This is a genomic window from Corynebacterium lowii (genome assembly GCF_001412085.1).
GTDB classification, from domain to species: Bacteria; Actinomycetota; Actinomycetes; order Mycobacteriales; family Mycobacteriaceae; genus Corynebacterium; species Corynebacterium lowii.
In genome coordinates this window covers 151,839-171,026 of the sequence record NZ_LKEV01000006.1, presented here as the reverse complement: position 1 = coordinate 171,026, position 19,188 = coordinate 151,839, and the positions used below count along the sequence as shown (strand labels likewise).

Sequence of the window (19,188 nt, the reverse complement as noted above, 5' to 3'; positions counted from 1 at the left end):
GCAGCGGTATATCACGGGGGAGGGTTAGCATATGGGGGACAAGGCAGATGAATAATCCCACATTCAAGCAGCCCAGCACGCCTAACCGAAAGGTCGATACAGTGACGTCTACGCCCCCGATTCCCGCCGTTTTGGTGCTTGCCGACGGTCGCTCCTTCCACGGACACAGCCTGGGTGCGGTGGGTTCCACCCTGGGTGAGGCCGTATTCACCACCGGCATGACCGGCTATCAGGAGACGATGACCGATCCTTCCTATCATCGTCAGATCGTGGTGGCCACGGCCCCGCAGATCGGCAATACCGGCTGGAACGATGAGGACGATGAGTCCCGCGATAACGGCATCTGGGTGGCCGGGCTGGTGATCCGTGACCTCTCTGCGCGGGTATCCAACTGGCGCGCCAAGCGCAGCCTGGACGAAGAGATGAAGAAGCAGGGCGTGGTGGGTATCCGCGGCGTGGATACCCGCACCCTGGTGCGTCACCTGCGCGACCAAGGCTCTGTGGCCGCGGGCATTTTCTCCGGAGAGGAGGCCGCGCGTCCGGTGGAGGAGCTAGTGCAAATTGTGGCCGCCCAGGATTCGATGGCTGGGGCCGATCTTTCCGCCCAGGTGAGCACCACCGAGCCCTACGTGGTGGAGCCGGAGGGGGAGCACCGCTACACGGTGGTGGCCTTTGACATGGGCATTAAGACCAATACCCCGCGTAATTTCGCCGCCCGCGGGGTGCGCACCGTGGTGGTGCCCTCCACCTCCACCTGGGCGGATATTGAGCAGTACAACCCGGACGGCGTATTCGTGTCCAATGGCCCGGGCGACCCCGCCACGGCCGATGACATGGTGGCCGTGGTGCGCGAGGTGCTGGGACGCAAGATTCCTTTCTTTGGTATCTGCTTTGGTAACCAGATTCTGGGCCGTGCCCTGGGCATGGAGACCTACAAGATGAAGTTTGGTCACCGGGGTATCAACGTGCCGGTGCTGAACGTGACCACGGGGAAAATCGACATCACCTCCCAAAACCACGGCTTTGCCCTCAAGGGCAAGGCGGGGGAGAGCTTTGATACGGACTTCGGCCCGGCCAAGGTGACCCACGTGTGCCTCAACGATGACGTGGTGGAGGGCGTGGCCCTGGAAAGCGGCCTGGCTTATTCGGTGCAGTATCACCCGGAGGCCGCCGCTGGCCCCCGCGATGCGAACCCGCTCTTTGACCAGTTCATTGATCTCATGGACGCCCACAAGTAAAGCCGCACCAGGAAGGTAAATTAAGGAATCTCATGCCCAAGCGCAACGACATTAATCACGTCCTGGTTATCGGCTCCGGCCCCATTGTGATTGGACAGGCCTGCGAGTTCGATTACTCAGGCACCCAGGCCTGCCGCGTGCTCAAGGAGGAGGGCCTGCGGGTTACCCTCATCAACTCCAATCCGGCCACGATTATGACGGATCCGGAGTTTGCCGATCACACCTACGTGGAGCCCATCACCCCGGAGTACATCGACAAGATCTTTGCCAAGGAGGCCGCTCAGGGCCACCCCATCGACGCGGTGCTGGCGACTCTCGGTGGTCAAACGGCGCTCAACGCCGCGATTCAGCTCGACCGCCAGGGAATCCTGGATAAGTACGGTGTGGAACTCATCGGCGCGGATATTGAGGCCATTGAGCGCGGTGAGGATCGCCAGAAGTTCAAGGACATCGTGGCTTCCATCGGCGGCGAGTCCGCGCGTTCCCGCGTGTGTCACAGCATGGAGGAGGTGCACGAGACGGTGGCCGAGCTGGGCCTGCCGGTGGTGGTGCGTCCCAGCTTCACGATGGGTGGCCTGGGTTCCGGCCTGGCCTATGATGAGGCCGATCTGGAACGCATCGCTGGAGGCGGCCTGGCCGCCTCCCCAGAGGCCAATGTGCTCATCGAGGAGTCCATTCTTGGCTGGAAGGAATATGAGCTGGAGCTCATGCGCGATGGGGACGATAACGTGGTGGTGATCGCCTCCATCGAGAACGTGGACGCCCTGGGCGTGCACACCGGCGATTCCGTGACGGTGGCCCCGGCTATGACGCTCACCGACCGCGAGTATCAGAAGATGCGCGATCAAGGCATTGCCATCATCCGCGAGGTGGGCGTGGATACCGGCGGCTGCAATATTCAGTTTGCCCTCAACCCGCGCGATGGCCGCCTCATCACTATCGAGATGAACCCGCGCGTTTCGCGCTCCTCGGCCCTGGCCTCCAAGGCCACGGGTTTCCCGATCGCCAAGATCGCGGCCAAGCTGGCTATCGGCTATACCCTCGATGAGATCACCAATGACATCACGGGGGTGACCCCCGCGGCCTTCGAGCCCACCCTGGATTACGTGATCGTCAAGGCCCCGCGCTTTGCCTTTGAGAAGTTCGTGGGCTCCGATGACACCCTGACCACCACCATGAAGTCCGTGGGTGAGGCGATGGGTATTGGGCGCAACTACATTGCGGGCCTGAACAAGGTCATGCGCTCCCTGGAGCAGAAGCAGGCCGGTTTCTGGACGGCCCCCGATCCCGAGTTCGGTTCTGTGGCGGAGGTCTTGGAGGACCTCAAGCGCCCCACCGAGGGCCGCATGTACGACGCCGAGTTGGCCCTGCGTTGGGGTGCCAGCGTGGAGGAGGTCTACGAGGCCTCCGGCATTGACCCCTGGTTCCTGGCGGAGTTGGAGCAACTGGTGGCCTTCCGCACCGAGCTTATGGAGGCCCAGGTGCTCACCGAGGACCTGCTGCGCCGGGCCAAGGTGTTTGGCCTTTCCGACGCCCAGATCGCCGTGCTGCGCCCCGAGTTCGCCGGGGAAGAGGGCGTGCGCCGCCTGCGCTGGTCGCTGGGAATCCGCCCGGTATTCAAGACGGTGGATACCTGCGCCGCCGAGTTCGAGGCCCGCACCCCGTATCACTACTCCGCCTATGAGCTGGACCCGGCCGCCGAGTCCGAGGTGCGCGAGCAGCGGGAGAAGGAAAAGGTCATCATCCTAGGCTCGGGGCCGAACCGCATCGGCCAGGGCATCGAGTTCGATTACTCCTGCGTGCACGCGGCCCTGGAGCTTTCCCGGGTGGGCTATGAGACGGTAATGGTCAATTGCAACCCGGAGACCGTCTCCACCGACTACGACACCGCCGATCGCCTCTACTTCGAGCCGCTGACCTTTGAGGACGTCATGGAGGTCTATCACGCGGAGTCGCAATCCGGCACCGTGGCCGGGGTCATCGTGCAGTTGGGCGGCCAGACCCCGCTGGGCCTGGCCGAGCGCCTGGAGGCCGCCGGTGTTCCGGTGGTGGGCACCACGCCGGAGTCCATCAACCTGGCCGAGGATCGCGGCGAGTTCGGTGAGGTGCTGCGCCGCGCGCAGTTGCCTGCCCCGGCCTTCGGCACCGCGACGTCGTTTAGCGAGGCCCGGGACGTGGCCGCCGGCATTGGCTATCCGGTGCTGGTGCGCCCCTCCTACGTGCTGGGCGGGCGCGGCATGGAGATCGTCTACGACGAGGCCTCCTTGCAGGGGTATATCGAGCGGGCCACGGAGCTCACCGCCGATCACCCGGTGCTGGTGGATCGCTTCCTGGATAATGCCATCGAGATTGACGTGGACGCCCTCTCCGATGGAGAGGAGGTGTACCTGGCCGGCGTGATGGAGCACATCGAGGAGGCCGGTATTCACTCCGGTGATTCCGCCTGCGCGCTGCCGCCCATGACCCTGGGGCCGGAGGATATTGAGAACGTGCGCCGCTCCACGGCGGCCCTGGCCCGCGGCATCGGCGTCAAGGGCCTGATGAACGTGCAGTACGCGCTCAAGGACGATGTTCTCTACGTCATCGAGGCCAATCCGCGCGCCTCGCGCACGGTGCCCTTCGTTTCCAAGGCCACCGGCGTGCACTTGGCCAAGGCCGCCTCCCGGATCATGATGGGGGCCACCCTGGAGGAACTGCGCGCCGAGGGCATGATTCCTACCACTTATGACGGCGGTTCGCTGCCGATGGATGCCCCCATCGCCGTTAAGGAGGCGGTGCTGCCCTTCAACCGCTTCCGACGCCCCGACGGCACCATGCTCGATACCCTGCTGAGTCCGGAGATGAAGTCCACCGGCGAGGTGATGGGCGTGGCTACCAACTTCGGTGCCGCCTACGCCAAGGCCGAGTCCGCCGCCTTTGGCGGCCTGCCTACCGAAGGCACGGTGTTCGTTTCCGTGGCTAACCACGATAAGCGCACCCTGATCTTCCCCATTCAACGCCTGGCCTCCCTGGGCTTTAAGATCCTGGCCACCGCCGGTACCGCCAGCATGCTGCGCCGCAATGGCATCGAGTGCGAGGAGGTGCTCAAGGGGTCGGATGTGCGCGCCGGTGCCGAGGGGGTATCCATCCTGGATCGGATTCGGGCTGGGGAAGTAGACCTCATCCTCAACACGCCCGCGGGCTCCTCGGGCGCTCGCCACGACGGCTACGACATTCGTGCCTCGGCGGTGAGCGTGGGTGTTCCCGCGGTGACTACCGTCCAGGGTGTGACCGCCGCGGTGCAGGGCATTGAGGCCCTGCGCGGCGAGGGCTTCGCCGTGCGCGCCCTCCAAGAACTAGAGCACACCACGGCTGCTAAGGCGGTGAATCAGTGACCTTTGGCGAGCAATTAGCGCGCCTGAGCGCCGAGCGGGGAAATCTCTGCGTGGGGATTGATCCTCATTCGAGCCTCTTAGAATCGTGGGGCTTGGGAGATGATATTGCAGGCCTGGCGGAGTTTTCCCGCCGTTGCGTGGAGGCCTTTGCCACCACGGCCTCGCTGGTCAAGCCCCAGGTGGCCTTCTATGAGCGTTTTGGCTCGGCGGGCTTTGCCGTGCTGGAAGAAACCATCGCCGGCCTGCGCGCCGGTGGTGCGCTGGTGGTGGCCGATGCCAAGCGGGGCGATATTGGCTCCACGATGGCCGGTTATGCCGCCGCCTGGCTTGACGACGCCTCCCCGCTATGCAGCGATGCTGTGACGGTATCGCCCTATCTCGGCGTGGGGTCCCTAGAACCCGTCTTTGCTCTTGCGGAAGAAAAGGGCAGGGGTGTGTTTGTGCTCGCGGCCACCTCTAACCCGGAGGCCCGCGAGCTACAGGGCCACCGGGGCGTCGACGGGCGCAGCATCGCTCAGCAGATCGTCGATGAGGTGGCCCGCCGCAATGCCACCCATTCGGGCCTCGGCAACCTCGGCGTGGTGGTGGGGGCAACCGTGGAGCAGGCCCCGGATTGCCACCTCCTCAACGGCCCCGTTTTGCTGCCCGGAGTGGGTGCGCAGGGCGGTAGTGCGAACGACGTGGCACAGATCATGGGCGACCGAACAGACTTGGCTTATCCTAATGTTTCCCGCGCGGTACTGAGCGCGGGGCCTGGGGTAGCTAAGCTGCGTAAAGCCGCTGCTTCCTTTGCCGATGAGCTAAAAAGGTGACCGCTATGAGGCCAGGCCCGCTTTTCCTGCTATTTTAGTGGGAGCTGCGCTTGGGCTCCTGGTCAGATAGGCCTTCTGCCCTGCACTGATTGCGGTAGCGTGCTCTTGGCGGTGTTACACTGAGCGAACATCGGCGTGAAGTAGCGATGCCATTCCAGGCGCACCGCCGAATAAAGAAAAAACAAAACGAACTGGAGGAACCCCGTGGCCCTTCCGAAGTTGACTGACGAGCAGCGCAAGGAAGCCCTTGCTAAGGCTGCCGAGGCTCGCAAGGCCCGTGCTGAGCTCAAGGAGAAGCTCAAGCGCGGTGACATGACCCTGAAGGAAGTTCTGGATAAGGCCCAGGACGATGAGATCGTGGGTAAGACCAAGGTATCTGCGCTTCTTGAGGCGCTGCCGAAGGTGGGCAAGGTCAAGGCCAAGGAAATCATGGAAGAGCTGGAGATCGCCCCCACGCGCCGTCTGCGCGGTCTGGGCGAGCGTCAGCGCCGTGCTCTGCTGGATCGCTTCGGTTACACCGAGGAATAATTCATGGCTGGCGAGAACCCCCGGGGTCGGCTGGTAGTGCTGGCTGGCCCGTCTGCCGTGGGAAAGTCCACGGTGGTTCATCGCCTCCGCCGGAGCATCAGCGATCTGTACTTTAGCGTCTCCATGACCACCCGTAACCCGCGCCCGGGTGAGGTGGACGGGGTGGATTATTTTTATGTCACCCCGGAGGTCTTTCAGGAGCGCATTGATAAGGGAGAGATGCTGGAATGGGCCGAGATTCATGGCGGCCTGCAACGCTCCGGTACCCCGGCAGCTCCGGTGCATCAGGCCCTCTCTGAGGGGCGGCCCGTGCTCGTTGAGGTGGATCTCGAAGGAGCCCGCAACGTCAAGGCCATGATGCCGGAGGCCACCACGGTTTTCCTAGCCCCGCCCTCCTGGGAGGTGCTCGTAGAGCGCCTCACGGGAAGGGGAACGGAGCCAGAGGATGTCATTGCTCGCCGCTTGGATACGGCGCGTGAGGAATTGGCAGCCAAGGAAGAGTTCGATCGAGTGGTGGTCAACGATGACGTTGATACCGCTGTGGCCTCCATCGGTGGTATCCTGCGGGGCGAGTAGTGCGCGGCTGCGTTCTTATGGCGCGGCCAGGAAGTTTCTCTACCGAAGAATAAGGTGCAAGTGACAAACGTGAGTAACGAGACCGAGAAGAAGCAACCGGTGTTTGATCCGCCGGTGGGCATTACGGACCCGCCGATTGACCGCCTTTTGGAAAAGGTCTCCTCGAAGTATGCCCTCGTGATCTTTGCCGCCAAGCGTGCGCGCCAGATCAACAGCTACTATCAGCAGGCCGACGAGGGTGTGTTTGAGTTCATCGGCCCGCTCGTTACCCCGGAAGCCGGTGAAAAGCCGCTGTCCATCGCGCTGCGTGAGATTGACGGCGATCTCTTGGAGCACGAGGAAGGCCGCTAGGTCCGCTCCGATCAATGAGGCCGCTACCCGCTCTGGGTGGCGGCTTTTCGTATGCGATCAGTAAGGTCGAAGCGGCAGAGCAAGCAGGAAAGAAAAGGAGCCGGCAGGTGAAGGTAATCGTGGGTGTGGCGGGGGGAATCGCGGCCTATAAGGCCTGCCACCTCGTGCGGAACTTTAAAGAAGCCGGAGACGAGGTTCGGGTGATTCCCACCCCGAGCGCCCTGAACTTCATTGGGGCGGCCACCTTCGAGGCTCTTTCCGGCAATTCGGTGAGCACCAGCGTCTTTGAGGGGGTGGACGAGGTACAGCACGTGCGCCTGGGCCAGGAGGCCGACGCCGTGGTGATCGCCCCGGCCACCGCCGATCTCCTCGCGCGTCTGGCGGCGGGCCGGGCGGATGATCTGCTCAGCGCCACCGTCTTGGTGGCCACCTGCCCGGTGATCGTGGCCCCCGCCATGCACACGGAGATGTGGCTTAACCCCGCCACCCAGGCCAACGTTCATACCCTGCGCAGCCGTGGGGTCACGGTATTAGAACCTGCCTCGGGGAGGCTCACGGGCGTCGATAGTGGGCCGGGGAGATTGCTGGAACCGGAACAGATCGCGGACCTGGCGCGCATGGTCATCGCGGGGCAGAAGCTGCCGCGCGATTGGGAGGGCAAGAGCGTGCTCATCACGGCCGGGGGCACCCAGGAAAATCTCGATCCGGTGCGTTACCTGGGTAATCGTTCCTCGGGTAGGCAGGGTTTTGCCCTGGCGGAGGTGGCGGCGCAGCGCGGGGCTCGCGTGTGCGTGGTGGCCGGGGCCACCGAGGAGCTGCCCACCCCCGCCGGGGCGCAGGTGGTGCGCGTGACCTCAACCGAGGAGATGGCTCAGGCCGTGGCCGAACACGCCCCGCAGGCCGACGCCCTCATCATGGCCGCCGCGGTAGCGGACTTCCGCCCCGCCTCCCGGGCCGGTGCGAAGATGAAGAAGGGGCAGGACGAGGCCGCGTTGAACAGCATCAAGTTGGTGGAAAACCCCGATATTTTGCGGACCGCGGTGCTGGCGCGCGAGCGCGGAGAGCTGAAAGCGGGCATGGCGATTGCCGGTTTTGCCGCAGAGACGGGCGATGAACGCCATTCCGCCCTGGAATATGGGTTGGCGAAGTTGGAGCGCAAGGGCTGTGATCTGCTGATGTGCAACGAGGTGGGAGTGGGGAAGGTCTTTGGGGAGCGGCACAACCGAGGCTGGTTGCTGCGGGCCGGGGAGGGAGAACCCGAGGTGACCGAGGTGCCGGATGGCAGCAAGTACGAGATAGCGGGGGCGTACCTGAGCCAGGTGCTCCGCGCCCTAGACCAGCGCTCTTTACATGGATAGACCGCTTGGTCTATCCTAAGCAAGTATCTCGACAACGTTGTAGCAAAGGAAAAATCCGTGGCACTATCCCCGCGCTCCGTGCGGCTTTTTACCAGCGAATCCGTGACGGAGGGGCACCCGGACAAAATCTGCGATGCCGTTTCTGACACCATCCTGGACGCCATCTTGAGGGAGGATTCCCATGCCCACGTGGCGGTGGAAACGCTGGTGACCACCGGACAGGTGCACGTGGTGGGGGAGGTCCGTACCACCGGCTACGTCGATATTCCGGCACTCGTGCGCTCCACCCTCGTGCGCATCGGCTTTACCTCCTCGGACGTGGGCTTTGACGGCACCACCTGCGGGGTCAATATCGCCATCGGAGAGCAATCCGCGGAGATTGGGCACGGGGTGGATACCTCCCACGAGATGCGCTCGGGGGGCCACTACGAGGACGATGACCAGGCCGGTGCCGGTGACCAGGGCCTGATGTTCGGCTACGCCAGCAACGAGACCGCCGAGTACATGCCGCTGCCCATCGCCCTGGCGCATAGGCTTTCTCGACGCCTCTCCCAGGTGCGCAAGGAGGGCATCGTTCCCCACCTGCGCCCGGATGGTAAAACGCAGGTGACCTTTGCCTATGACGAGGCGGGCAAACCCCTTTATCTGGATACCGTGGTGATTTCCACCCAGCACGATCCCGAGGTGGATTCCGTTTGGCTAGAAACCCAACTGCGCCCGCACGTGCTGGACTGGGTGATCCAGGACGCGGGCTTGGGCAACTACCTCACCGATGATCTGACGCTGCTCATTAATCCCTCCGGCTCCTTTACCCTGGGCGGCCCGATGGGCGATGCCGGGCTTACCGGCCGCAAGATCATCGTGGATACCTACGGCGGCATGGCTCGCCACGGCGGCGGCGCCTTCTCCGGCAAGGACCCGAGCAAGGTGGATCGCTCCGGGGCCTACGCCATGCGCTGGGTGGCCAAGAACATCGTGGCGGCGGGCCTGGCCGACCGCGCCGAGGTGCAGGTGGCCTATGCCATCGGGCGGGCCACCCCGGTGGGGCTCTACGTGGAGACCTTCGGCACCGCCAAGGAGGGGCTGAGCGACGTGGATATTCAGCGCGCCGTGAGCGAGGTCTTTGATCTGCGCCCGGCCGCGATTATCCGGGAGCTCGACCTGCTGCGCCCCATCTATGCTCCCACCGCCGCCTACGGGCACTTTGGCCGCACGGACGTTGAGTTTCCCTGGGAGAGCACCCAGCGGGCGTCGCTGCTGCGTGAGGCCGCGGGGCTCTGAGTCCCGCCGGGGTTGTAGAATCGGCCAGCATGGCCACCTCTTCCCGCGTTCCCGCTGCTCAGCAGCCGGTGGCGCGGGTTTTGCCGCTTCTGGGGCTGGCGCATTTAGATCGTCTTTTTGATTATCAGGTATCCGAGGATCAATCGGAGCAGGCCCAGCCGGGGGTGCGGGTGCGTATTCGCTTTGCCGGGCGTTTGGTGGACGCCATGCTCATCGAGCGCAGCGAGGAGACCCAGCACCCCGGCCAGCTGCGCTATATCGAGCGGGTGATTTCCCCGGAGGTGGTGTACCCGGAGTCCACCCGCCGCTTGGTGGACTCGCTGTGCGCCCGCTATGCCGGTACGCGCTCCGATCTCATTCGCTCGGCCATACCGGCCCGTCACGCGGGCGCCGAGCAGTCCGATACGAACACCCCCTGGGAGGAGCTGGGCCGAGCCCAGGAGCCGGATCTTTCGGCGTGGTCCGCCTACGAGCACGGGGAATCCTTTGTGGACGCAGTGCTGGAGCGCCGCCGCGCGCGAGTGGCCTGGCAGATCGCCCCCGGGGACGATTGGGCGGCGGCCCTGGCCGCCCTGGCCGCCAAGGTGGCTCTCGGCGGTGGCGGGGTGCTCATCGTGGCCCCGGATCAGGCCGATGTGGACACCCTAGAGGCCGCCCTCAAGGAGCATATGGGCCCCAAACAGATCACGGTTTTGGGCGCCTCCCTGGGGCCGCAGGGGCGCTACCGGCGTTTTCTTTCCATCCTGCATGGGCAAGGTCGCGTGGTGATTGGTACCCGCTCGGCGGCCTTCGCCCCGGTGGAGAATCTGGAATTGGCGGTGGTGCTCTTCGATGGCGATGAGAACCACGTGGACCCCCGCGCCCCCTACGCCCACACCCGCGAGGTGCTCACCACCCGGGTGGCCTCGGAGGAATCCTCGCTCATCATCGCGGGTCACGCCCGCACGGCGGAGGCGCAGCTGCTCGTTGAATCGGGTTGGGCGCACAGCCTGACGGCCAGCAGGGAGACCCTGCGCGTGCGCATGCCCCGCATTCAGGCCTCCGCCGATTCCGATTTTGAGCTCAGCCGCGATCCCCGGGCGGGCTCGGCGCGTATTCCCGCCGTGGCCTTCCGCGCCCTGCGCGAGGGGCTGGAGGCCGGCCGTCCGGTGCTGGTACACACCCCCCGAAAGGGGTATATTCCCACGCTAGCCTGTGGAAAGTGCCGCAACCCGGCGCGCTGCCGCCACTGCAACGGCCCGGTCGGGCTACCCACGGGAGGATTATCTACGGGAGCGCCCACGGGCCATGTTCAAGAGGCCTCGGTGCCCACCTGCCGGTGGTGCGGACGCCCCGATACCCACCACCGCTGCACCCATTGCGGTTCCCCCTCCTTGCGCGCGGTGGTGCTGGGCAATCAGCGCACGGCGGAGGAACTGGGCCGCGCCTTTGCCTCGGTGCGGGTGATTTCTTCAGGGGGCAATCAGTTGCACCGGGAGGTGCCCGACGCCCCGGCCCTGGTGGTAGCCACCCCGGGGGCGGAGCCTCGGGTAGCCGGTGGCGGGCGCTACGGGGCGGCCGTGCTGCTGGATACTTGGGCGCTGCTGGGTCGCCAGGATTTGCGTGCCACGGAGGAGACCCTGGCCAAGTGGGCGGCGGTGGCCACGCTGGTGGAGCCGCACCGCCGGGGCGGCCAGGTGGTCGTGGTGGCCGATCCCGGTCTCGCGGTGGTGCAGCACCTCATCCGCTGGGATATGCCGGGGGCCGCGGCGCGGGAATTGGAGCAACGCCGCGAGGTGCGTTTTCCTCCGGCGGTGCACATGGCGGCTATCGACGGCGCGGCGGCGGGCGTCGATAGCCTGTTGAAGGAGGCGCGCCTGCCGGAACACGCGGATATTCTGGGCCCGGTGGATTTGCCCGCGGGCGAGCATATTCCGGGGGAATACGATGAGGAGCGCTTTGGGCCCGCCCAGCGGGTGTTGGTGCGCACACCTTTGGGGCCGCGCGGGGAGTTGGGGGCGGCGTTGAAGGCGGCGATGGTGGCCCGGATTGCTCGGCGCGAGGATTTGCCGCTGCGGGTGAGGGTGGACCCTGTGCATATCGGTTAAGCCGATACAATGGGGCACCATGACTGTTTTGCCCATTCGCCTCTTTGGCGATCCGGTGTTGAGCACCCGCGCCAGCGAGCTCACGGAGTACAACGATTCCCTGCGTACCCTCGTGGCGGATATGACGGAGACGATGAAGCACGCCGGTGGCGTGGGCCTGGCCGCTAATCAGGTGGGCGTGCTGCGCCGGGTATTCGTTTTTGATTGCTCGCATGTGCCGGGAGGTTTGAGCGGGCACGTGATTAACCCCGTGTGGGAGCCGGAGGGGGAGGAAAAAGAAGAGGGGATAGAGGGCTGCCTTTCTATTCCCGATATTTCCCTGTCCATTCCGCGCTATCGCAGCGTGCGGCTGCGCGGCACCGATATGGAGGGCAATCCGCTGGCGATCACGGCCTCGGGGCTGCTGGCGCGCTGTATTCAGCACGAGACGGACCACCTGGACGGGGTGCTCTACCTCAAGCATGCGCAGGCCCAGGAGCGCAAGGAGGCGATGGCGCAGATCCGTGCAGCCGCGTGGTTTCAGGAGGGAAGGAAGTAAAATGAAGATCGTTTTTGCCGGAACCCCGGAACCCGCCGTGGTGGCTTTAAAGGCACTGCTCGATTCACCTCACGAGGTAGCCGCCGTGCTCACCCGCCCGGACGCTCCGCGGGGGCGCGGGCGCAAGTTGCACCCCTCGCCGGTGAAGGAACTGGCCCTGGAACACGGCATTGAGGTGCTTACTCCGGTCACCTTGAAGCCGGGCACCGAGGATGGGGAGGCGCTGCGCGACCGGCTGCGCGAGATCGCACCGGAGGCCATCCCCGTGGTGGCCTATGGCAACCTCATCACCCCCGATTTGCTCGATGTAGCCCCGCACGGCTGGGTGAACCTGCATTTTTCTCTGCTGCCCGCGTGGCGGGGTGCGGCCCCGGTGCAGGCGGCTATTCGCGCGGGGGATAAGGTCACCGGCGCCACCACCTTCCGCATTGATGAGGGCTTGGATACCGGGGTGATCTTGGCCAGCCGCAATGAGGAGATTCGGGCCACCGATACCGCCGATGATCTGCTCACCCGCCTGGCCTATTCCGGAGCGGACCTCCTGGTGGACACCATGACGGGCCTAGAGGTGGGCTCCCTACAGCCGCTGCCGCAGGAGGGGCCCGCCACCTATGCCCCCAAGATCAGCACGGAGGATGCCCGCGTGGATTGGGCCGCCCCGGCAGAGGAGATCAGCCGCGCCATCCGCGCCTATACCCCCGGCCCCGGTGCCTGGACCACCTTGGATGGTGAGCGTTTTAAGATCGCCCCGGTGGAGATCCCGCTGGATACCGAGGTCCACGGCTTAGCACCGGGGGAGATTGCCGCCACCAAGAGGGAGGTGCTGGTGGGCACGGGCAGCCGCGTGGTGCGCCTGAGCCGCCTGCAACCTCCGGGTAAGAAGATGATGGCGGCCGCCGATTGGGCGCGGGGTGCACAACCGGAAGGGGGAATCTTTCAGTGAGCACCGGAGGTTTCCGTTCCCGTTCCAAATCGGCTAAGGCCGCCGCGCACACTAAGCCTGCCAAGCCAGCCAAGGCCCCCAAGAAGCAGCCGAGGCCTAAAACTCAATCCCGCGTGGATGTGCCCCGCCAGGTGGCCTACGAGGTGCTGGGCGCGGTGCGGGCCAAGGGGGCTTACGCCAACCTCGTGCTGCCCAAGGCGCTCAGGGAGCGCCGGGGGCGCGGGCGCGACGCCGCCTTTACCACGGAGATCACCTACGGCACCCTGCGCACCCAGGGGGTGCTCGATGCCGTGATTGAGCGGTGCTCCTCGCGGGGCCTTGAGGCCATTGCCCCGGAGGTGCTGGACGTTCTGCGCCTGGGGGCCTATCAGTTGCTCTATACCAGGGTGGAGCCTCACGCGGCGGTGGATACCAGCGTGCAACTGGTGGTGGAGGCGGGCCAGGAGAAGGCCAAGGGCTTTGCCAATGCCATCTTGCGCACCATTACGCGCACGCCCACCCAGGAGTGGATTGAGCAGCTCACCCCCACAGAAGAGATCGCCGGGGTGGCCTTCCGGCACGCGCACCCGGAGTGGATCGCGCGTTCCTTCGCCCTCGCGCTGGGCAAGGAGGGCAACAGGGAGGAGCTAGAGGCCGCCTTGGAGGCCGATTCGCAGCGCCCCATCGTGCACCTGGTGGCCCGCCCCGGAGAGATCAGCGCGGAGGAACTGGCGCTGGTGACCGGCGGGGAGGAGGGGCGCTATTCCCCCTATGCGGTGTACCTGGAATCGGGGTCCCCGGCGGAGTTAGAGCCGGTGCGCAGCGGCCTGGCGGCGGTGCAGGACGAGGGCAGCCAATTGATCGCCCGCGCCCTCACCGAGGCCGCGCTGGACGGCCCCGATGGGGGCCGCTGGCTGGACCTGTGCGCGGGGCCGGGTGGCAAGGCCGCGCTCATGGGTGCCCTGGCGCGGATAGAAAAGGCCCAGGTGGACGCCGTGGAGCCGGCCGAGCACCGCGCGGAGTTGGTGCGCAAAGCCACCCGCGATCTGCCGGTAAAGGTGCACGTTGCCGATGGTCGCGCCCCCGGCCTGGAACCGGGCTATGACCGCGTCCTGGTGGATGCCCCCTGTTCCGGGCTGGGTGCTTTGCGACGCCGCCCCGAGGCCCGCTGGCGCAAGCAGGAATCCGACATCGCGGAGCTCAACGCCCTGCAATTCGAGCTGCTGCGCTCGGCTTTGGAACTCACTCGGCCCGGCGGGATTGTGGTGTATTCCACCTGTTCCCCGGATCTGCGGGAGACGCGCGGGATCGTCGATAAGGCCATAGCCGAGCTTGGTGCGAGCGAGATCAATGCCCACGGCCTCGTGCCGGGAATGGAACGGGTGGGGGAGTACCCCTCGGTGCAGATGTGGCCGCACCGCCACGGCACGGACGCCATGTTCTTCGCGGTGCTGCGCAAGGCCTAGACTGAATGGCTATGCAGCACGCTCCGATTATTGCTCCCTCGATTCTGGCCGCAGACTTCTCCCGCCTGGGTGAGGAGATCGCGCGGATTCACAACGCCGATTGGGTGCACGTGGACATCATGGACGGCCACTTTGTGCCCAATCTCTCTTTTGGCCCGGACATCGCCGCCACGGTGCACCGGCTCACGGACAAGCCCCTGGACGTGCACCTGATGATCGAGGAACCCGAGCGCTGGGTAGAGCGCTATGCCCAGGCCGGGGCGCACACCTTGATCTTCCACGTGGAGGCCACCGCCGATCCGGTGGCCCTGGCCCGCCAGATTCGCGCCCTGGGGGTGCGCGCCGCCTTCTCCGTCAAGCCAGGCACGCCCATCGAGCCCTACCTGGAGCACCTGGAACACTTCGATGAGGTGCTGGTGATGTCCGTGGAGCCGGGCTTTGGCGGGCAGTCCTTCATGCCGGAACAGCTAGAGAAGGTGCGCACCCTGCGCCGCACCATCGACGAGCGCGGCCTGGATACCCTCATCGAGATCGACGGCGGCATCTCCGAGTCCACCATCGCCCAGGCGGCCGAGGCGGGCTGCGATGCCTTCGTGGCCGGTTCGGCGGTGTACAAGGCCGACGATCCCGCCGCAGTGGTGGATTCCCTGCGCACCCTCGCCCGACGCTAAATGCACGGCGATCCGGCGATAACCCGCGCCCTCGACCTCGCGGTGGCGGCCTCCTGGGAGGTCAAAGGCACCACCAGCCCCAACCCCCCGGTGGGGGCGGTGATTCTCTCCCCCCACGGCGAGGTGGCGGGGGTGGGGGCCACCCAGCCTCCTGGCGGCCCTCACGCGGAGGTTATGGCCCTGGCCCAGGGGGGTAGCGCGGCCCACGGGGGCACCGCCGTGGTCACCCTGGAACCCTGCAACCACACCGGGCGCACCGGCCCCTGCTCCCACGCGCTATTAGCAGCCGGTGTTTCTCGCGTGATCTACGCGCACCCCGACCCCGGAAAGAAGGAGGGCGGGGGAGCGGCCTATCTGCGTCAGCACGGGGTGGAGGTGGGGTGCCTGGATACCGCCGTGGCCCCCCTGCGGCCCTGGCTGCGCGCGGTAGCTAAGGGCCGCCCGCACGTGACCCTCAAGTTCGCCCAGACACTCGATGGTTTTACCGCCGCCCTCGATGGCAGCAGCCAGTGGATCACCGGAGACCAAGCCCGCGCCTGGGTGCACCGGGACCGCTCCCAGCGCGATGCCATTCTCATCGGCACCGGCACGGCCTGGGCGGATCGTCCGGCGCTCACCGCACGCCACGCCACGGGTTTGTACCCCCATCAGCCGCGCCGCGTGGTCATTGGCCGCCGGGAATTACCCGACTACATGTATGAACAGGGCTTTGAACAATACCCCGGAATCGAACAAGCCCTGGCCGCGTTATGGGAAAAAGGAGACCGGGACGTGCTCATCGAGGGCGGAGCCGGGCTCGCCCGCTCGGTGCTCGCCGCCGATGAGGTGGATGCGATTCACGCCTACCTCGCCCCGGTGCTGCTGGGCGGGGGGCTCGGGGTCGTCGATAAGCCCCTGGTGGATACCCTGAGCGCGGCGCGGCGCTGGCACACCCGCGCGGTGCGCCGCCTGGGGCCGGATACGCTCATAGAAATGGAAAGAGGCTCGTGATGTTTACCGGAATTGTGGAAGAAATAGGCAAGGTGCGCAGCCTAGAGGAGCAGGGCGACGCCGTGCGCATTACTATCGACGCCTCCGTGGCCCTGGGGGGTACGCGGCTGGGCGATTCCATTAGTGTCAATGGGGTATGCCTGACGGTGGCCTCCCAGGATGAGGCGGGTTTTGCCGCGGACGTGATGCAAGAATCGCTTAACCGCAGCAACCTGGGAACACTCCGGGAGGGCTCCCCGGTGAACCTGGAGCGCGCCCTGGCCGTGGGCGAGCGCCTGGGCGGGCACATTGTGCAGGGACACGTGGATAGCACCGTGGAGTTGCTGAGCCGCCAGCACTCCGAGCATTGGGACGTGCTGCGCTTTACGCTCCCCGAATCTGTGGCCCGCTACGTGGTGGAGAAGGGTTCGATCACCCTCAACGGCACCTCGCTGACGGTCTCCGCCCTGGGCGCGGACTGGTTTGAGGTATCGCTGATTCCCACCACCCTGACGGAAACCACCCACGGGAATCTCGCGGTGGGTGACCGGGTGAACGTGGAGGTGGACGTGCTGGCTAAATACGTGGAAAGGTTGGTAGCCCCTACGTCCGGCGCGGGGACGCGGGAAGGCTAAAGTGATCGACATGACTGTGAATGCGGATCAAAAGATTCCCCTCGATAGCGTGGACGAGGCTATCGCGGACATCGCGGCGGGTAAGGCCGTGGTGGTGGTGGATAACGAGGACAGGGAAAACGAGGGCGACCTCATCTTTGCCGCAGAAAAGGCGACCCCGGAGCTCATGGCCTTCATGGTGCGCTACACCTCGGGGTATATCTGCGCCCCGCTGACCAACGCCGATGCCGACCGCCTGGGGCTGCCCCCGATGGTCAGCCAAAACGAGGACGCTCGCGGCACCGCCTATACCGTGACGGTGGACGCCGCCACCGGTACCACCGGCATCTCCGCCACCTCGCGGGCGGAGACCATTCTGCGCCTGGCCGATCCCCAGTCCACCCCGGAACAGTTCACGCGTCCCGGCCACGTGGTGCCCCTGCGCGCCCGCGATGGCGGGGTGCTGGTGCGCGATGGGCACACCGAGGCCGCCATCGACCTCGCGCGCGCGGCGGGCCTGCGCCCGGCCGGCGTCCTCTGCGAGATCGTCTCGGAGGAGGACCCCACGGACATGGCGCGCGCCCCCGAGCTGCGCCGCTTTGCCGACGCCCACGGGCTGCGCATGATTTCCATTGACCAGCTCATCGACTGGCGCCGCCACCGCGATAACCTCATCGAGCGCACCGTGGAGACCCGCCTGCCCACCGACTACGGTTTCTTCCGCTCGATGGGTTTCGTCAATACCATCAGCGGCCAGGAGCACATCGCCCTGGTGGTGGGGGAACCGGACCGCGATGGTGGGGAGAACGTGATGGTGCGCATTCACTCCGAGTGCCTGACCGGAGACGTATTCGGCTCCCAGCGCTGCGATTGCGGCCAGCAACTGCACAATTCCATGAAGATGGTGCAAGAAGCAGGGCGCGGCATCGTGCTCTACCTGCGCGGCCAGGAGGGGCGCGGTATCGGGCTCATCGAGAAGCTCAAGGCCTATGCCCTTCAAGACGAGGGCATGGATACCGTGGACGCCAACCTCGCCCTGGGCCAGCCCGCCGATGCCAGGGAGTACGATACCGCCGCGCAGATTTTGCGGAATCTGGGTGTGCAATCCGTCTCTATTATGAGCAATAACCCCAGTAAGTGCGAGACCCTAGAGGGGCACGGCCTGAGCATTACCGGCCGCGTGACCGTGCCCGTCTCCGTGAATGAGGAAAACGTGCGATACCTCAAAACCAAGCGGGATCGCATGGGGCACGATTTACCCGATGTTGCTGCGTGGGAGGCCCATCATGGTCTCCTGGAAGGAGAATAGAGATCATGGCTAAGGAAGGTCTGCCCACCGTGGGCGTGGCGGGAAACTTGGACGCCACCGGAATGAAGGTGGCCGTGGTCACCTCCACCTGGAACGAGGAGATCTGCGATCTGCTACATTCCCGGGCGGTGAGCACGGCCCAGGAGGCCGGCGCCACCGTGGAGGAGTTCCGCGTGGTGGGGGCCCTGGAAATACCCGTGGTGGCCCAGGAATTGGCCCGCCGCTTCGATGCGGTGGTGGCCCTGGGCTGCGTCATTGAGGGCGGTACCCCGCACTTTGATTATGTGTGCGATTCCGTGATGCGCGGCCTCAGCCAGATTGCCCTCAATGAGAGCACCCCGGTGGGCAATGGCGTGCTCACCACGCACACCTATCAGCAGGCCAAGAAGCGCGCCGGTGGGGAGGGTGCCCTGGAAGATAAGGGCGCGGAGGCCGCCGTGGCCGCCCTGCATACCGCCGTGGTGCTGCGCGGTATCACCGGCTAGAATCAGAGAGTTGGAGCACGGCCAGAAAGACGAGGCGAAGGTGGATACGAGCAAGCAACCGGGCGAGCAGCAGCTCCAGGGCGGCGGCCTGAGCGAGGCGGATTTTCAGCGCTATAACGCCGCCGATCCCACCGCGATGGTCAGCACTAAGCCCTGGGAGCTAGAGGTCACCTCGCCGCGTTTGCGCCTTATTTCTTGGATAGCCGTGGTGGTTATTCTGGCCGTCCACATTTTTATGTCCGCCGTGGTGGGGGTGGGGGATACCGGCGCTGCGGTCACCACCATTGATAAGTTCGCTTTCTTTGGGGTGGGCGTGGTGATTGCCATTGTGGTGTTCATCGGGCTCAACCGCCCTCGCGTGCGCGTCAATGCCGATGGCGTGGAGGTGCGCAATTTCATAGGCACCCGCTTTTATCACTGGTCCGTGGTCTATGGCCTGGCCTTTCCCCGTGGTTCGCGCATGGCACGCCTGGAACTTCCCGATTTTGAGTACGTGCCCATGTGGGCCATGCAGGCCGCCGACCGCGCCAGCATCGTGCGCGATGTCGAGGCTTTCCGCGCCCTTGAGGCGCAGTACATGCCCCAAGACTAAGCACTGAGGTAACCGAG

The 19,188-nt window shown here is 65.4% G+C and carries 18 protein-coding genes; all 18 read left to right on the top strand.

What is annotated here, in order from left to right; genetic code table 11:
- The first annotated feature begins 47 nt into the window (after positions 1–47).
- The 18 genes from carA (at position 48) to Clow_RS09440 (ending at position 19,171) form a co-directional block, all read left to right on the top strand.
- Entirely contained in the window at positions 48–1,238 is a 1,191-nt protein-coding gene (gene carA / locus Clow_RS09525) for a glutamine-hydrolyzing carbamoyl-phosphate synthase small subunit (protein ID WP_082418633.1), read from the top strand.
- 32 nt (positions 1,239–1,270) lie between these two features.
- A complete protein-coding gene (carB, locus tag Clow_RS09520; protein ID WP_055178608.1) occupies positions 1,271–4,612 on the top strand; it encodes a carbamoyl-phosphate synthase large subunit in 3,342 nt (1,113 codons plus the stop codon).
- Positions 4,609–5,424 carry an orotidine-5'-phosphate decarboxylase gene (gene pyrF / locus Clow_RS09515; RefSeq protein WP_055178606.1) on the top strand — a complete coding sequence of 272 codons (816 nt, stop codon included), beginning with the start codon at positions 4,609–4,611 and terminating at the stop codon, positions 5,422–5,424. Before carB ends, pyrF begins: the two co-directional genes overlap by 4 nt.
- A gap of 204 nt (positions 5,425–5,628) precedes the next feature.
- Entirely contained in the window at positions 5,629–5,952 is a 324-nt protein-coding gene (mihF, locus tag Clow_RS09510) for an integration host factor, actinobacterial type (protein ID WP_055121827.1), read from the top strand.
- Positions 5,953–5,955: 3 nt separating this feature from the next.
- Complete coding sequence (gene gmk, locus Clow_RS09505; RefSeq protein WP_055178604.1) at positions 5,956–6,528, top strand: guanylate kinase; 573 nt, start codon at positions 5,956–5,958, stop codon at positions 6,526–6,528.
- Positions 6,529–6,588: 60 nt separating this feature from the next.
- Positions 6,589–6,879, top strand: a complete 291-nt coding sequence (gene rpoZ / locus Clow_RS09500; protein ID WP_018118834.1) for a DNA-directed RNA polymerase subunit omega — start codon at positions 6,589–6,591, stop codon at positions 6,877–6,879.
- A 107-nt stretch (positions 6,880–6,986) separates the two neighbouring features.
- Positions 6,987–8,237 carry a bifunctional phosphopantothenoylcysteine decarboxylase/phosphopantothenate--cysteine ligase CoaBC gene (gene coaBC / locus Clow_RS09495; protein WP_055178601.1) on the top strand — a complete coding sequence of 417 codons (1,251 nt, stop codon included), beginning with the start codon at positions 6,987–6,989 and terminating at the stop codon, positions 8,235–8,237.
- A 57-nt stretch (positions 8,238–8,294) separates the two neighbouring features.
- A complete protein-coding gene (metK, locus tag Clow_RS09490; protein WP_055178599.1) occupies positions 8,295–9,518 on the top strand; it encodes a methionine adenosyltransferase in 1,224 nt (407 codons plus the stop codon).
- 29 nt (positions 9,519–9,547) lie between these two features.
- Complete coding sequence (locus Clow_RS09485; protein WP_055178597.1) at positions 9,548–11,605, top strand: primosomal protein N'; 2,058 nt, start codon at positions 9,548–9,550, stop codon at positions 11,603–11,605.
- A gap of 19 nt (positions 11,606–11,624) precedes the next feature.
- Complete coding sequence (def, locus tag Clow_RS09480; RefSeq protein ID WP_055178595.1) at positions 11,625–12,143, top strand: peptide deformylase; 519 nt, start codon at positions 11,625–11,627, stop codon at positions 12,141–12,143.
- Position 12,144: 1 nt separating this feature from the next.
- Positions 12,145–13,086: a methionyl-tRNA formyltransferase gene (gene fmt / locus Clow_RS09475; protein WP_055178594.1), complete on the top strand. Its 942-nt coding sequence runs from the start codon at positions 12,145–12,147 to the stop codon at positions 13,084–13,086.
- Positions 13,083–14,531, top strand: a complete 1,449-nt coding sequence (locus Clow_RS09470; RefSeq protein ID WP_055178593.1) for an RsmB/NOP family class I SAM-dependent RNA methyltransferase — start codon at positions 13,083–13,085, stop codon at positions 14,529–14,531. The genes fmt and Clow_RS09470 overlap by 4 nt, the downstream gene beginning before the upstream one ends.
- Positions 14,532–14,536: 5 nt before the next feature.
- Positions 14,537–15,202 (top strand): ribulose-phosphate 3-epimerase, encoded by a 666-nt coding sequence (gene rpe, locus Clow_RS09465; protein WP_055178591.1) that lies wholly within the window; start codon positions 14,537–14,539, stop codon positions 15,200–15,202.
- Positions 15,203–16,192 carry a bifunctional diaminohydroxyphosphoribosylaminopyrimidine deaminase/5-amino-6-(5-phosphoribosylamino)uracil reductase RibD gene (gene ribD, locus Clow_RS09460; protein WP_055178588.1) on the top strand — a complete coding sequence of 330 codons (990 nt, stop codon included), beginning with the start codon at positions 15,203–15,205 and terminating at the stop codon, positions 16,190–16,192.
- Positions 16,192–16,806, top strand: coding sequence for a riboflavin synthase (locus Clow_RS09455; protein WP_055178586.1), 615 nt, complete (start codon positions 16,192–16,194; stop codon positions 16,804–16,806). The genes ribD and Clow_RS09455 overlap by 1 nt, the downstream gene beginning before the upstream one ends.
- 10 nt (positions 16,807–16,816) lie before the next feature.
- Positions 16,817–18,094 (top strand): bifunctional 3,4-dihydroxy-2-butanone-4-phosphate synthase/GTP cyclohydrolase II, encoded by a 1,278-nt coding sequence (locus Clow_RS09450; RefSeq protein ID WP_055178679.1) that lies wholly within the window; start codon positions 16,817–16,819, stop codon positions 18,092–18,094.
- A gap of 5 nt (positions 18,095–18,099) precedes the next feature.
- Positions 18,100–18,579 (top strand): 6,7-dimethyl-8-ribityllumazine synthase, encoded by a 480-nt coding sequence (gene ribH, locus Clow_RS09445; protein WP_055178584.1) that lies wholly within the window; start codon positions 18,100–18,102, stop codon positions 18,577–18,579.
- Between the two features lie 10 nt (positions 18,580–18,589).
- Positions 18,590–19,171 carry a PH domain-containing protein gene (locus Clow_RS09440; RefSeq protein WP_370871870.1) on the top strand — a complete coding sequence of 194 codons (582 nt, stop codon included), beginning with the start codon at positions 18,590–18,592 and terminating at the stop codon, positions 19,169–19,171.
- Positions 19,172–19,188 lie beyond the last annotated feature (17 nt).

Coding starts and splice junctions, on each gene's coding strand:
- ribH (WP_055178584.1), top strand. CDS start 18,100: ATGGCTAAGGAAGGTCTGCCCACCGTGGGCGTGGCGGGAAACTTGGAC.
- Clow_RS09450 (WP_055178679.1), top strand. CDS start 16,817: ATGACTGTGAATGCGGATCAAAAGATTCCCCTCGATAGCGTGGACGAG.
- Clow_RS09455 (WP_055178586.1), top strand. CDS start 16,192: ATGTTTACCGGAATTGTGGAAGAAATAGGCAAGGTGCGCAGCCTAGAG.
- Clow_RS09485 (WP_055178597.1), top strand. CDS start 9,548: ATGGCCACCTCTTCCCGCGTTCCCGCTGCTCAGCAGCCGGTGGCGCGG.
- rpe (WP_055178591.1), top strand. CDS start 14,537: ATGGCTATGCAGCACGCTCCGATTATTGCTCCCTCGATTCTGGCCGCA.
- fmt (WP_055178594.1), top strand. CDS start 12,145: ATGAAGATCGTTTTTGCCGGAACCCCGGAACCCGCCGTGGTGGCTTTA.
- ribD (WP_055178588.1), top strand. CDS start 15,203: ATGCACGGCGATCCGGCGATAACCCGCGCCCTCGACCTCGCGGTGGCG.
- carA (WP_082418633.1), top strand. CDS start 48: ATGAATAATCCCACATTCAAGCAGCCCAGCACGCCTAACCGAAAGGTC.
- def (WP_055178595.1), top strand. CDS start 11,625: ATGACTGTTTTGCCCATTCGCCTCTTTGGCGATCCGGTGTTGAGCACC.
- carB (WP_055178608.1), top strand. CDS start 1,271: ATGCCCAAGCGCAACGACATTAATCACGTCCTGGTTATCGGCTCCGGC.
- gmk (WP_055178604.1), top strand. CDS start 5,956: ATGGCTGGCGAGAACCCCCGGGGTCGGCTGGTAGTGCTGGCTGGCCCG.